Below are 14,553 nucleotides of genomic sequence, written 5' to 3'. Positions count from 1 at the left end.
TTTGCATCTTTCAAATATTTGAGTTGGAAAACATTTTCCGTGTCTTCTTGTCCTTATGTCCAAAAAAAATATAGCCTTTCAAGAGCCATTTGTCTTTGTCTTATTGTCAGAATAAAAGGTATTGGCGCTTTATTATAATTTATTATGACCATATTTAGGATTATTTTAGAAAATATATCATAAAGGAATAGTTGTACTATCAATTTTTTTTGCTAAATTTGCAGCATCAAAATAATAAAAAAGTTTCAATAGGTTATGGCAAAGTATAATATTACAGAGAGAAAGGAAAAGGAAGCAGCCTACAGAAGTCTGGTCAGCCCGAAGTTGATGGATGAGATGAAAGAGAAGATTCTCAATATCATCGTCATGCAGAAAAAGTATAAGGATAAGGATTATTCGGCGAAAAAACTTGCCGAGGATCTTGGAACCAACACGCGCTATATATCAGCGGTTGTGAACGTTCGTTTTCATATGAATTATACCTCTTTTGTAAACAAGTTCCGTATAGAAGAAGCGATGACCATTCTTGTGGACAAACGCTACAAGGATCTGAAGATGGAGGAGGTGAGCGATATGGTAGGATTCTCCAACCGTCAGTCGTTCTACGCATCGTTCTATAAGATAATGAACATGACACCACGCGAATATCGCCTGTTGCACCAGGCGCATCATCCGGCTGTCATGGCACAAAGGTTTAAGAAAAGTGTAAAGGGAGAGTCTGAAATTGTGTGATGAGTTCTTCCGACTTTAATTATCTTGACATCCGGTTTGCTGATATACAGATGCTCCGTTACCGCCTGGATGGTTTTGACGGATTGTCTCTGAATCAGAAGAAATTGATATATTGCCTTGCCGAGGCTACGTTGTGGGGACGTGACATCACGTTCGGACAGTTTGGCGGGTACAATCTTAAAATAAGAAAGACTCTTGAAGCAGTGGTGTTGAGCCGGGATATAGCTCGCACCACTCTTGATTATATTGCCCTGAAGGATTATCTGAGACGGGTGTGGTTTTCGAGCGGCATATACCATCATTATGGGTGCGAGAAGTTCAAACCCGGATTCAGTGAGGCCTATTTCCGTAATGCCGTAGCAATGGCCGATGTCGCGCTGTTGCCACTTGATGGAATGACTGTAGGGGAATTGTGCGATGAACTTGTGCCTGTGATATTTGATTCCGACGTGTTGCCCACCCGTCTGAACAAGATAGCGGGTGATGATTTGGTTGCAACGTCGGCCAATACATATTATGTCAACGTGACGCAGGCAGAGGCGGAGGCTTTTTACGATGTGCAGAAAAAGACAGGCGATGGCGAAAGACCGGTATCCTATGGTCTTAATACGACACTTGTGAAAGATTCCACCGGTGAGTTTTCTGAGAAAACATGGTGCACGGAAGGCCTATACGGTCCTGTAATCAGCCGTATCGTATATTGGCTGGAAAAAGCCATGGAACATGCGGAGAACGATGCGCAGCGTGATGTTATATCCACATTGATAGAATTTTACCGGACGGGGAGTCTGGATGTTTTTGACGAATATTCAGTGAAGTGGGTGAAGTCGACAGACGGAATGGTCGACTTCATAAATGGATTTATAGAGGTATACAGCGATCCGCTCGGTCTGAAAGGTTCGTGGGAAGGCATTGTGGAGTATAAGGACATTGAAGCTACACGTCGTACGCGCACGGTGAGCGACAATGCACAGTGGTTTGAAGATCATTCGCCTGTTGATGTCCGTTTCCGCAAACCGGTGGTCAAGGGTGTCACGGCCAATGTGGTGAAGGCAGCCATGCTCGGCGGTGACGAGTATCCGTCGACAGCCATCGGTATAAATCTGCCCAACGCTGACTGGATACGTGCCGAGCACGGCAGCAAGAGCGTCACTATCGGTAACCTGATAAGCGCCTACAGTGTCGCATCGCGTGAGAGCGGCATGAGTGAAGAGTTCATCGCGGACGAGGAGACTAAGCTGTTGGTCGAGCGTTACGGTGAAGTGTGCGATGAGTTGCACACCGATTTGCACGAGTGTCTGGGTCATGGCTCCGGACGGCTGTTGCCCGGCGTAAACAGTGATGCCCTGAAAGAGTATGGCAACACGATAGAGGAGGCTCGGGCGGATTTGTTCGGACTTTATTATATGGCGGACGAGAAAATGACAGAACTCGGTCTGTTGCCTGATGGGGAGGCATACAAGGCTCATTATTATACGTATATGATGAACGGACTTATGACGCAGCTTGTACGTATAGAGCCCGGCCGCAACATCGAGGAGGCCCACATGCGCAACCGTGCTCTCGTGGCACGATGGTGTCTGGCAGAGGGAACTGCCGTAAAAATGGTCAAGGGAGACGACGGACGGACGTTTGTTCACATAGAGGACTACGCCCGTCTGCGTTCGCTTTTTGCCGTTCTGCTGGCAGAAGTGCAGAGAATAAAAAGTGAAGGAGACTATGGCGCGGCCCGGAATCTGGTAGAGGCATATGGCGTGAAAATAGATGCACACCTGCATGCCGAAGTGCTGGAGCGTTATCGCCGTCTGGACATTGCGCCATACAAAGGCTTCATCAATCCGGTGCTTGTGCCGGTAAGTGACCAGGAAGGCAATGTAGTCGATATAAAGGTCGACTATACCGAAAGCTATGACGAACAGATGTTGCGTTACGGCAGAGAGTATTCTATGGTTTAATCGTGATATACCTGAGATATACGTTTTTGTCCGGATTTTGCCATAGCGAGAATATGAATGATTTAATCCTAAGGTTTAAGTTGGAAATCGGATGACAGCAGACAGAGTAAAAGAGATAAAACGCTCTTTCCGCCTGATGATGGATGGCCAGACAGCGCAGTCTATGCGTGACAAAGGCGTCGCCTACAGGATAAACTGGGGCGCGCCGCTGCCCATGCTCAAGGAAAAGGCCCGGGAAATCGGTGAGGACTATGAATTGGCCATAGCCTTGTGGAAGGACGATGTGCGTGAGTGCAAGATATTGGCCGTGTTCGTGATGCCGGCAGACCGGATGTTGCCCGAGGTGACGGACATATGGATGGAACAGACACGCGAATGGGAGATAGCCGAGATCGCATCGTCATGTCTGTACTGGCGTCTACCGTTTGCGGCGGAGAAAGCTTATCAATGGATAGCGTCTGACAACGAGATGTATCAGATGTGTGGATTCAGTGTCCTTTCACGTCTGTTCATGAACGGACAGGAACCCAATACCCGGGGTATCAACGAATATATCGACCAAATGACGGCAGCCATGCAGGGAGGAACGCTGCGGGTAAGAAAGGCGGCGATGGCCAGTGCAATACGTTTTTCAGAACTCGGATTGGTGTACAGGCGTATGGCCGAAAATGCTCTGAAGAGCATTGGTATTGAACTTTTTTGACTATGCGGCCGTTATTTGAGGAATTTATATTAATTTTGTACGGTTGATGAAGTGTTGTCGCAAATGAAAGATAATGTAAAGGCTTCTGTGAGGCAGATACTGACCGGTTATCTGGAACTGAACAATCATCGTAAAACTCCGGAGCGTTATGCCATACTTGATGCCGTATATAGTATGGACGGGCATTTCACTCTTGAGCAACTCGGGGACAGACTCAGTGAGGGTTTCCACTTTCCCGTAAGTCGTGCCACACTGTACAATACATTAAAGTTGTTTATGGAGCTCAGGCTCGTAATACGCCACCGTTTTCAGGGCAGCACAAAATATGAGGCCTGTTACGACGATAACAGTCACTGCCACCAGATATGTACGGTTTGTGGCAAGGTGACGGAGTTTAAGTCTTCTGAAATAGATGCTGCCATATCTGCAATGCATTTGAAGAGATTCCGCAAGGATGGCTTTTCGCTTTATGTATATGGTATATGCAGTACCTGTCAGGCCCAGATAACCAAACAGAAAACCAATAGGGCGAAACAGAAATCACAAAAAGATAAATGCAATGAATGAAGGTAAGATTGACGTTCTGCTGGGACTCCAGTGGGGTGACGAAGGAAAAGGCAAGGTGGTAGACGTGCTTACTCCTGAATACGATGTAGTGGCCCGTTTCCAGGGCGGACCAAATGCCGGCCATACATTGGAATTCGAAGGACAGAAGTACGTGCTGCGCAGCATACCGTCCGGAATTTTTCAGGGAGGCAAAGTGAATATCATCGGCAATGGAGTGGTACTCGCACCCGATTTGTTCATGGACGAGGCCAAGGCGCTGGAAGCAAGCGGGCATGAACTGAAGAGCCGTCTGCACATATCGAAGAAGGCTCATCTTATTATGCCGACCCATCGTGTGCTCGATGCAGCCTATGAGGCAGCCAAAGGCAAAAGCAAGGTAGGTACGACAGGAAAGGGTATCGGTCCGACATATACCGACAAGATATCGCGCAACGGATTGCGTGTGGGAGATATATTCGATAACTTCGAGCAGAAATACAAGGAGCACAAGGCACGGCACGAGAGCATTCTGAAGTCGATGGGATATACGGAATACGACATTGCAGATGTTGAGAAGAAATGGCTGGAGGGTGTGGAGTATCTGCGCGGTTTCCACATCGTTGATTCCGAGCACGAAATAAACGGACTGCTCCGGCAGGGTAAGAGCATACTTTGTGAGGGAGCCCAAGGCACCATGCTCGATGTAGACTTCGGCTCTTATCCATTTGTTACGTCTTCAAACACCATCTGTGCCGGAGCATGTACCGGACTTGGCATCGGACCTAACAAGATTGGTGATGTGTATGGCATCATGAAAGCATATTGCACGCGTGTCGGTGCGGGACCGTTCCCTACGGAATTGTTTGACGAGACAGGAGTCAGAATTCGCGACCTCGGTCACGAGTACGGAGCCGTAACGGGCCGCGAACGCCGCTGCGGATGGATAGACCTTGTGGCATTGAAGTATGCTATAATGATCAACGGTGTAACCAAGCTGATCATGATGAAGAGCGATGTCCTTGACGGTTTCGACACAATCAAGGCTTGTGTGGCATATAAGCAGAATGGTGCGGAGATTGACTATTTCCCGTATAATATAGAGGACGGCATAGAGCCTGTATACAAGGAACTGCCCGGATGGAAGACGGATATGACCCAAATGGTAAGCGAGGCCGAATTTCCCGAGGAATTCAATGCCTATGTCAAGTTCCTTGAGGCAGAACTGGAGACACCCATCAAGATTATTTCCATCGGACCGGACAGAGAGCAGACCATAGTGAGAGACTGAAATAATTGGACATTTGATATTTGAACTTCATACATTAAACTTTATGATATGCCTTATACCGCATAATCATAAGGTTTAATGTTTAAATATAAATAATATAGAAAACAATGAACAAGCCAAGTATACCAAAAGGTACCCGCGACTTTTCTACCGTAGAAATGGCAAAGCGCAATTACCTTTTTGACACGATACGTTCGGTATATGCACTCTACGGTTATCAACAGATAGAGACGCCTGCGATAGAGACATTGCAGACACTGTTGGGGAAATATGGCGAAGAGGGAGACAAATTGCTCTTTAAGGTGCTTAACAGTGGCGATTATCTTAATAAAGTGACTGATGAAGAACTTGCCAGGCGCGATTCCTTGCATTTGGCATCTCGTATCAGCGAGAAGGGGCTACGTTATGATCTGACAGTGCCGTTTGCGCGCTATGTAGTGATGCACCGTGAAGAGTTGCAGTTGCCTTTCAAGCGTTACCAGATTCAGCCGGTATGGCGTGCCGACCGTCCGCAGAAAGGACGCTACCGCGAGTTCTATCAGTGTGATGCCGACGTTGTGGGCAGCGACTCGTTGCTTAACGAGGTAGAGCTGATGCAGATTGTCGACACGGTTTTCAGCCGTTTGGGCATCCGGGTACAGATAAAGATAAACAACAGGAAGATTCTAACCGGTATTGCCGAGGTGATAGGCGAGGCTGACAAGATAACTGTGATAACCGTAGCAATAGACAAGCTCGACAAGATAGGGCCGGATGGCGTAAACGCTGAATTGAGGGATAAAGGCCTCAGTGACGATGCCATTGGGAAGTTGCAGCCGATCATCTCTCTCAGCGGCACGAACGATGAGAAGTTGCAGACAATCAGTGATGTGTTGAAAGACAGTGAAGTGGGACTGAAGGGAGTGGAAGAGACTCGTTTTATCCTCGATACACTGAAAACGGCAGGACTGAACAACGAGATACAGCTTGACCTGACACTCGCACGCGGACTGAACTATTATACCGGTGCCATCTTTGAGGTCAAGGCACTTGATACGCCAATGGGAAGCATCACCGGTGGCGGACGATATGACAATCTTACGGGTATATTCGGTATGCCGGGATTAAGTGGAGTGGGTATATCGTTTGGTGCAGACCGTATATACGATGTATTGAATACGCTTGAGCTTTTCCCAAAGGAAGCTGTTACTGGAACACGGTTGCTTTTCATAAATTTCGGAGAGAAAGAAGCCGCATATTGCATGTCGATGGCCCGTAATGCCCGTAATGCCGGCATAAAGACAGAAATATATCCTGATGCAGCCAAAATGAAAAAGCAGATGGCGTATGCCAATATCAAGGCAATACCTTTTGTGGCTATAGCAGGAGAGAATGAGATAAAGGAAGGCAAGGTGATGCTGAAGAACATGACGACAGGGGAACAGACTATGGTTACGTCTGACGAACTTATCGACATTGTTGGATAGCTGATTCCGGTGCCGGCAATGTGATTGCAGACAGACTGATACAGACGGGATGACTGTATGAAAGACGTTGCCGGCACTTGAGAATGATATCCTTTTGATAAAGGAAACGGAGGGGACAACGGACTCTGCAAGAAATTGGAAAGACAGGAGAACAAGAAATAATATGTAAAAACTGAAACGACTAAAACAAATGAAACGAATTAAAGTATTAGGCTACATGGCCGTGGTATTGATGGTATTGTCTGCATTCAAGCAGGACAAGGTGGTCACTATATTTATGATTGGTGACTCTACAATGGCCAACAAGAGCATAAAGAATGGTAACAAGGAGCGTGGCTGGGGTATGGCCTTGCAGTGTTATTTTGACGACGGCATACGAATAGACAATCATGCCGTCAACGGGCGATCTTCTAAAAGTTTCATAGACGAAGGGCGTTGGCAGGTAGTGGTGGACAAGATACGTCCCGGTGACTATGTGTTCATACAGTTCGGGCATAATGACGAGAAGCCCAAAGCTGACAGGCATACAGACCCAGGAACGACATTCGATGCCAACTTGAGTAAGTTTGTTCGTGAGACACGTGATAAGGGCGGTATACCGGTATTGTTCAACAGCGTGGTACGTCGCAATTTCATGAAGGTGGCTCCGAAAAACGATGATGACGAGGCCTTAAGAAAAACCACCGGTCCGACGACGGTTAAGAGCAATGAAGAGGGTGACAGCCTGGTTGATACGCATGGCGACTATATTGTAGCTCCGCGCAATGTGGCAAAAGAACTTGGGGTGGTGTTTGTGGATGCCAATAAGATAACTCACGAACTCGAGCAGGGAATGGGACGTGAGGCTTCGAGAAAACTGCATATGTGGTTTATGCCAGGCGAGGAGCCTTCGATACCTAAAGGCCGTCAGGACAACACACATTATAACATATACGGTGCCCACGTGGTGGCGGGGTTGCTTGCCGATGCCGTATCGGAAGAGATACCTGCGCTTAAGAAGCATTTGGTGCATCGGGATATGTCCGTCGCTTCAAATGGTATCGGTGATTTCTTCACCGTGCAGGAAGCTGTGGACAATGCGGTCGACGGCAAGAAAACAACAATTCAGCTGTTTGCCGGCGAGTGGGACAGACCGACGGTTTCAAAGGGAAAGAAGATAAAATTTGTTTTGCGCGAAGGAGCTAAATGGAAGAAGTAAGAAATATAATATTTCCGACGAAATGTTTGTTTATCTGAAAGAGAATATTTATCTTTGCACCTTGATTTAGTATTAATCAAATTAAACGAATACGGATATGAAGAAAAAGTTTATTTGCTCGGTATGCGGATATATATATGAGGGTGAGACAGCACCTGAGAAATGTCCGCTTTGTAAGGCTCCGGCTTCAAAATTCTCGGAAATGACAGTGGACGGCGAGGCTGATTTTGCCACAGTACATGTTCTTGGCGCAGCAAAGAACGAGGGGGCAAACGAGGAGATGATAAAGGATCTCAATGCACATTTCAACGGTGAGTGCTGTGAGGTGGGTATGTATCTTGCAATGAGTCGTCAGGCTGATCGTGAAGGATACCCGGAAATAGCGGAGGCATACAAGCGTTATGCTTTTGAGGAGGCAGAACACGCTTCAAAGTTTGCCGAGCTCCTCGGTGATGTGTTGGGCAGCACAAAGGCTAATCTTGAGGCGCGTATAGCAGCAGAAAAGGGCGCTTGCGAAGATAAGTTCCGTATAGCAAAGAACGCCAAGGCTGCAGGAATGGATGCTACACACGACACTGTGCATGAGATGGCTAAGGACGAAGCACGCCACTGTGCAGGATTCATGGGTCTCTACAAACGTTATTTTGGCGATAACAAGTAAATTATACAATAAAACAAGTGAATAGTCGTTTTATCATTAAGATGAAACGACTATTCTTTTATATCATGGCAATAGCCACTGCATTGATGTCATGTAGTGACGATGACTCTTTCACGACGAGTCGTTCTGCCGTTCTTTCTTTTTCACGTGACACAGTCAGTCTTGATACAGTGTTCAGCACCGTACCTACTTCTACGCAGACTTTTTGGGTATACAATAAAAATGAGGATGGACTGAGGTTGCGGCATGTACGTCTGAGGCATGGAAATCAGAGCGGTTTTCGTATTAATGTAGATGGGACATATCTTGACAATACGTTAGGAAGTGTAGTTCGTGATCTTGAAATACGTAAGGGTGACAGCATACGGGTATTTGTTGAATTGACGTCGTCTGCCACCGGTTCTGACAAACCGGAACTTGTGACCGATGAACTTGCATTTGTTTTGGAGAGTGGGGTGGAGCAGTGTGTCAATCTGCGTGCTTACTCATGGGATGCTATAATGCACGATAGTATTATTGTTGACCGTGATACAGTAATATCCGAATCCAAGCCGATATTGATAAGAAAAGGAATAAAGGTGGAAGAGGGGGCTACACTCACTATCAATTCTCCTACTGTGATGTATTTTCACAGTGGAGCAGGAATAGACGTGTATGGGCGCATACTTGTCAATCCGGAATCAGATTCTCATAAAGGTGATGTTATATTTCGTGGTGATCGGTTGGACCGCATGTTCGAATATCTTCCCTATGACCGTGTGAGCGGACAGTGGAGGGGTATAAACATCCATTCGTCTTCTATATCCAATCGCCTGTGTAATGCTGATATTCATAGTTCTGAGTACGGAATCATTTGCGATTCGGCCGAATACGATGGACAGAATCAGCGTCTTGCACTTGAAAATGTCACCATACATAATTGTAAGGGGCCGGGGGTGATAAGCTACAACTCTAACATTTCTTTGGCAAATTGTCGTATCAGCAATACCCTCGGCGACTGCCTGGCCGTTTATGGAGGCAGTGCACAACTTATATATTGCACTCTTGCCCAGTTCTATCCGTTCAGCGGTGACCGTGGCTTTGCTCTTCGTTTTACAAATTTTGTTGATGATAAGGACTATCCGTTATATATGCTGGAATGTTATAATTCAATAATCACGGGGTATTCCGAAGATGAAATAAAGGGTGAGACAAGGGACAAGGACTCGGATGTGCCATTTGTCTATTATTTTGAAAATATGATTATGCGTACCCCCGAGACTGAAGAAATAAAGGAATCGGAGCAATATGTGAATGTTGTATTTGAAACTCCGGATGACGAAATACAGGGGAAATCGCATTTCGTGATTGTCGATGAGGAGAATCTTTATTACGATTTTCATCTCGATTCTCTGTCTACTGCTATCGGGAAAGGAAAAGTCATAACGGCATATCCCACCGACCGTGACGGTGTGGAACGTGGCGAAAGACCGGATCTTGGCTGTTACCAGTACAGATAGTGCATATCAGATATGCCAACATCTGTTCGGGCTTGAATCTACATCTGCTTGTCCGAGAATGAAAGTGGCATGAGATTTCTGATTCCTTCGATAACGTATATATGGCATGTTCCGTATAAAAGAATCTTTATGGGGCGTCCGTATCTTGTTTCTGTTTCAATCAGCGCTTGCCGGCAACTTCCACATGGTGTGATTGGTTCGGCAAGCAATTCGCCATTTTCGTTTCGTGCCGCTATGGCTATTGTTGTCACGGCAAGTTCGGGATATTGTGCACCAGCGGAAAAGAGTGCTGAGCGCTCGGCACATATTGTAACAGGATAGGCTGCGTTCTCCTGATTACATCCGATAACTTCAGTTCCGTCTTCCAAAAGCAATGCCGCACCTACTTTAAAGTTGGAGTAGCGCGCATAGGAGCGTTCTGTAGCCTCAATGGCTTTTTTTACCAAACGGATTTCCGTGTTGTCAAGTTCTTCCATATGGCAGATGCCAATAACAGATTCAATCACTCTTTTTTTCATAAATAAATCCAATTTTATTGCAAATTTAGTAATTAATCTGTGATAAATGGATTGTTTTCGCTATTTTTGCAATATAAAAATGTAATTTGTTCTTTATGATACGATTGTTACTGACATTGCTTATTATTCCCTTTTCGTTGGGAATCAATGCCCAAATGAGATGGAATCAGGCATATCAGCAATACATAAACCAATATAAGGATTTGGCCATAGAACAGATGCACAAGTATAGCATACCGGCCAGTATAACACTTGCTCAGGGACTTTTCGAGTCGGGGGCAGGGCTTAGTGCACTTGCAAAGCGCGGAAACAATCATTTCGGAATAAAGTGTCATGGCTGGACCGGAGCAAAGACTTATCATACTGATGATGCGCCCGACGAGTGTTTCAGAGCTTACCGGAATGTACGTGACAGCTATGAGGATCATTCACGATTTCTTGTGAATGGCAACCGTTATAGAAATCTGTTTCGTCTTGGTATCACGGATTATAAGGGATGGGCACGTGGTCTGAAAGCAGCCGGATATGCCACTAATCCAAAATATGCAGACCGCTTGATTGAGATAATACAGCTTTACAGATTGTATGAATATGATAGGTCAAAGGGATACAATAGGTTTATGGTCAGGCATAGTAGGGATATCTCTGTGGGCAGACAGGATCTCCATCCCATATACGAATTCAACAAGAATTATTATCTTAAAGCCCGTGCTGGTGACACATTCAAATCTATATCCAAAGAAGTCGGTATTTCGTACCGTGCATTGGCTCGATACAACGAGCGTGACCGCAGGGATGTGCTTGACGAGGGCGATATCGTATATTTGAAGAAAAAGAAGACTAAGGCACCAAAAGCTTACAAAGGGCGTATGCACTATGTACGTGCCGGGGAGTCCATGTACACTATATCACAACTTTATGGTATACGCTTGAGAAGTTTGTATAAGATGAATCGTCTGTCGCCTTATTATCAGATAAAAGTTGGTGACAGATTGAAAATAAGATAGTACCAACTCATAGACTTGATAAGTCTGATTTTATATCAAATGCTACTATCTGAAATATCAAAAGCACCGTTTTGGGGCTGCAGCCCCAAAACGGTGCTTTTGATTTCGCTTTAATATATGCCAAATAAAGAATGTTCCGGGCAACCTTTCTACACACGAGGTTGATGGCTATTGTAGTATGGCTTGAATATGTACGGTTGGCGGACAGATATTTTAAGCATTAGTCCATATGGAAAAGTTCTTCCAATGGTATTGAAATAGGAGAATTGTCCGGGTTTACTTCCATGATGTCAGCCATCATGTTCCACCATTTTTGTGTAATTGGATCCACATTTGTCGTGTCTTGACTATTGGTCTCTTTGTCACATTTCTGTACGGCGAAGAGTAGGTTTGTCTCCTTGTCCCAGAATATGCTGTAATCACTTACCCCCTGGTCCTTTATCATCTGTTTCAGTTCGGGCCAGATTGCTGCATGACGCTTGGCATATTCAGCCTCACATCCTTTTTTCAGAATCATTTTAAATGCAAATCTTCTCATTGTTTTAGTTTTTTGAAGTTATTGTTTATATATTTCTTTATTAAAATCCTTTTACTGTATTTACTGCTGTTTGAACCGATGTGACCTTGATAATGATTTTGGAAAGAAATTCAGTTGATTCATTTGACGTCTTTCAGCGACAGGTAGTAACCAAGTCTGTACATATTGAATATAGTAAGTCTTGGGCTGTTTCCTTTCAGGTTTTTCAATTCCAACTTTCCGAATACTCTGTGCCACATTCTGAAAAATTCCATTGGTATGAACTTTTCCATACGTCTGATACTTTCCAACATTTTGGAATAGTCTGCAAGTTCATTGCGGAAACAATACAACGTGCGCAATGCTTCTTCGGTTTTTGATATGAAAACATCATTGGGCTCGAAATCCCTTATAGACACAGGATTATCGATATGCATTATTGTGATGTTGTTGTGCTTGAGTTCTTTGCCGAAAAATACATCTTCGTAGCCATAATGTTTGAATCGCTCGTCAAAAGGGTGGGCAAGCATTATATTTCGGGATATAATAAAATTAGTAGTCCGAAAACTTTTGTATGGTTGTTTACTTCTTTCCAGCGCAGTGTGATGAGGTTCGGAGGAGTGCTCATATATATATCTTATATTGTGCTTGCCCAGTGAATGGGTTCCTTCTGTACATACTCCTCCATAAAGAACTGCTTTAATGTCAGCATCTATATATCGTTTCAGAAAATGGCTGTCCGGCAACTCAATGTCACAGTCCAAAAACAGCAGATTCTTGAACCGGCTTTGTTCTGCAAGAAAATTTCTGATGGCAGCCCGGCCGACATTCACGTCTCTTGATATATATCTGCAATTCTTGATAGTACTGATGCGGCTGTTTTTCTCTTTTACAGCAATGTCTGTAGAGCCGTCATCTGCTACAATAATCTCGTATAACAATCCTTCTGTTTCAGCCTGTAGATGGAGATTCTCCACCAGACCTTTGCATACATGGTTGTATACAGGTATCAGTATTGATAGTTGGTATTTTTCTTTGTTGCTCACGTTTCAGTTTGTCAGAAATAGATGAAATCAGTACAAAAATAAACAAAAAAACTCATATAAAGAAGTTTTGTTAATTTTATTTGGACATATTCAATTAAAATATTACTTTTGCCAATGAATTTTAGGAATATAATTATTATGAAGAAGTCTATTTTGAAATTTGCATTGTTGGGCTTTTTGTCCATGGAGGGGAATGTTGGTGTAATGGCTCAGGTTAACTTGGGAGATATATTGGGCGCTGTAACAGGAAATAAATCTTCAGGCTCGTCAGGAAATGACTTGATTTCCAATCTTACATCTATCTTCTCAAGCAATAAGCAGGCTACAAAAAATCAAATTGTTGGTACATGGGAGTATACGGAGCCGGCCATTGTTTTTGAATCGGATAATTTTTTAGCCAAGGCGGGGGCGAGCCTGGCTGCAAAGAAGATTGAGAACAAGATACAAGAGCACTTGACAAGGTTTGGCATGGTGCCAGGAGCTGTCAGTATAACATTCAACGAAGACGGCACATTCACAGAGGTATTGAAGAACAAAAATGTTAAAGGCAAATGGGAATTAGAGGATTCAAAGCTGATTCTCACCTATGGAACGATAAAGCCTGTTTCAATAACGACTCAAGTTGAAGGAAAGACACTAATGATTGTGACTGATACCAGCCAGTTGCTCAACATGTTCAAGACTTTGGGAAGCAGGTCAACAAATTCAAGTATAAAGACGGTCACTTCTCTTATGGGAAGTGTGAAAGGAATGAAAGCCGGGCTTACTCTTGTTAAAAAATAATAATAATAAAGTTGGTGTAAATGCTTTTTTGTAAAAAAGCACTAATTTTGCATCCGCTGTCACGAGTTGGCAGCATAAATTCAAACCTAATTAACAAATAAAACAATGGCAACAAAAATCAGATTGCAGCGTGGCGGTCGTAAAAGCTACGCCTTTTACAGCATCGTAATCGCTGACTCAAGAGCACCACGTGATGGTAAATTTACTGAGAAGATTGGAACTTATAACCCCAATACCAATCCAGCCACAGTAGATTTGAATTTTGACCGCGCCCTTTATTGGGTAGAGGTTGGTGCACAGCCAACAGACACTGTACGTAACATCCTGAGCCGTGAGGGCGTTTATCTTATGAAGCATCTCCGTGGTGGCGTTAAGAAAGGTGCTTTTGATGAGGCTGCTGCACAGCAGAAGTTCGACGCTTGGAAATCAGCCAAGGTTAAGGGTGCTGACGCTGTTCGTGAGAAAGACGAACAAGCAAAGAAAGCCGCTTACGCCAAGGAGTTGGAGGCTGAGAAGAAAATCAACGAAGCTATAGCAAAGAAGGTAGCTGAGAAGAAAGCCGCACAGGCTGAGGCTGCAGCTCAGGCAGAAGCCCCCGCTGCAGAGGAGGAGGCTTCTGCAGAGGCATAATCTC

15 protein-coding genes are annotated in these 14,553 nt (G+C 44.6%); 12 read left to right on the top strand and 3 right to left on the bottom strand.

Translation table 11 applies throughout. The annotated features are described in order from the left end of the window. The first annotated feature begins 255 nt into the window (after positions 1-255). From HPS55_RS00385 to HPS55_RS00345, 9 genes are all read left to right on the top strand, one after another. Positions 256-732 carry a helix-turn-helix domain-containing protein gene (locus HPS55_RS00385; protein WP_172173382.1) on the top strand — a complete coding sequence of 159 codons (477 nt, stop codon included), beginning with the start codon at positions 256-258 and terminating at the stop codon, positions 730-732. Continuing rightward, positions 732-2,687 (top strand): dipeptidyl-peptidase 3 family protein, encoded by a 1,956-nt coding sequence (locus HPS55_RS00380; RefSeq protein ID WP_172173379.1) that lies wholly within the window; start codon positions 732-734, stop codon positions 2,685-2,687. Before HPS55_RS00385 ends, HPS55_RS00380 begins: the two co-directional genes overlap by 1 nt. A 91-nt stretch (positions 2,688-2,778) precedes the next feature. Next, positions 2,779-3,390: a DNA alkylation repair protein gene (locus tag HPS55_RS00375; protein WP_253945751.1), complete on the top strand. Its 612-nt coding sequence runs from the start codon at positions 2,779-2,781 to the stop codon at positions 3,388-3,390. Positions 3,391-3,453: 63 nt separating this feature from the next. Next, positions 3,454-3,957 carry a Fur family transcriptional regulator gene (locus HPS55_RS00370; RefSeq protein ID WP_172173376.1) on the top strand — a complete coding sequence of 168 codons (504 nt, stop codon included), beginning with the start codon at positions 3,454-3,456 and terminating at the stop codon, positions 3,955-3,957. Next, on the top strand, positions 3,950-5,224 hold the full coding sequence (locus tag HPS55_RS00365; protein ID WP_172173372.1) for an adenylosuccinate synthase: 1,275 nt from the start codon (positions 3,950-3,952) through the stop codon (positions 5,222-5,224). The genes HPS55_RS00370 and HPS55_RS00365 overlap by 8 nt, the downstream gene beginning before the upstream one ends. A gap of 107 nt (positions 5,225-5,331) precedes the next feature. Continuing rightward, a complete protein-coding gene (hisS, locus tag HPS55_RS00360) occupies positions 5,332-6,690 on the top strand; it encodes a histidine--tRNA ligase (protein WP_172173369.1) in 1,359 nt (452 codons plus the stop codon). A gap of 190 nt (positions 6,691-6,880) precedes the next feature. Further along, on the top strand, positions 6,881-7,888 hold the full coding sequence (locus HPS55_RS00355) for a rhamnogalacturonan acetylesterase (RefSeq protein WP_172173366.1): 1,008 nt from the start codon (positions 6,881-6,883) through the stop codon (positions 7,886-7,888). 97 nt (positions 7,889-7,985) lie between these two features. After that, positions 7,986-8,549 (top strand): NADH peroxidase, encoded by a 564-nt coding sequence (locus HPS55_RS00350; protein ID WP_172173363.1) that lies wholly within the window; start codon positions 7,986-7,988, stop codon positions 8,547-8,549. Positions 8,550-8,590: 41 nt separating this feature from the next. Beyond that, a complete protein-coding gene (locus HPS55_RS00345) occupies positions 8,591-10,048 on the top strand; it encodes a right-handed parallel beta-helix repeat-containing protein (protein ID WP_172173360.1) in 1,458 nt (485 codons plus the stop codon). Positions 10,049-10,086: 38 nt separating this feature from the next. On the opposite strand, the gene HPS55_RS00340 is transcribed toward HPS55_RS00345, so the two are convergent. Further along, entirely contained in the window at positions 10,087-10,566 is a 480-nt protein-coding gene (locus tag HPS55_RS00340; protein WP_172173357.1) for a cytidine deaminase, read from the bottom strand. Between the two features lie 95 nt (positions 10,567-10,661). Here HPS55_RS00340 and HPS55_RS00335 point away from each other — a divergent pair, with 95 nt between their 5' ends. Then, complete coding sequence (locus tag HPS55_RS00335; RefSeq protein WP_172173354.1) at positions 10,662-11,573, top strand: glucosaminidase domain-containing protein; 912 nt, start codon at positions 10,662-10,664, stop codon at positions 11,571-11,573. A gap of 220 nt (positions 11,574-11,793) precedes the next feature. Here HPS55_RS00335 and rhaM read toward each other — a convergent pair whose 3' ends face one another. Next, a complete protein-coding gene (rhaM, locus tag HPS55_RS00330) occupies positions 11,794-12,111 on the bottom strand; it encodes an L-rhamnose mutarotase (protein ID WP_172173352.1) in 318 nt (105 codons plus the stop codon). 119 nt (positions 12,112-12,230) lie between these two features. Then, entirely contained in the window at positions 12,231-13,136 is a 906-nt protein-coding gene (locus HPS55_RS00325; RefSeq protein WP_172173349.1) for a glycosyltransferase family 2 protein, read from the bottom strand. Between the two features lie 138 nt (positions 13,137-13,274). Between HPS55_RS00325 and HPS55_RS00320 the strand changes: the two genes are divergently transcribed. Both HPS55_RS00320 and HPS55_RS00315 read left to right on the top strand, forming a co-directional pair. Next, entirely contained in the window at positions 13,275-13,919 is a 645-nt protein-coding gene (locus HPS55_RS00320) for a lipocalin-like domain-containing protein (RefSeq protein ID WP_172173346.1), read from the top strand. Positions 13,920-14,024: 105 nt separating this feature from the next. After that, positions 14,025-14,549, top strand: coding sequence for a 30S ribosomal protein S16 (locus HPS55_RS00315; RefSeq protein WP_172173343.1), 525 nt, complete (start codon positions 14,025-14,027; stop codon positions 14,547-14,549). The last annotated feature ends 4 nt before the right edge of the window (positions 14,550-14,553 follow it).

The sequence above is a fragment of the Xylanibacter rodentium genome, assembly GCF_013166575.1.
GTDB classification, from domain to species: domain Bacteria; phylum Bacteroidota; class Bacteroidia; order Bacteroidales; family Bacteroidaceae; genus Prevotella; species Prevotella rodentium.
Note: the sequence above shows the minus strand (reverse complement) of the source record. Positions and strands in the feature narration are given on the sequence as shown.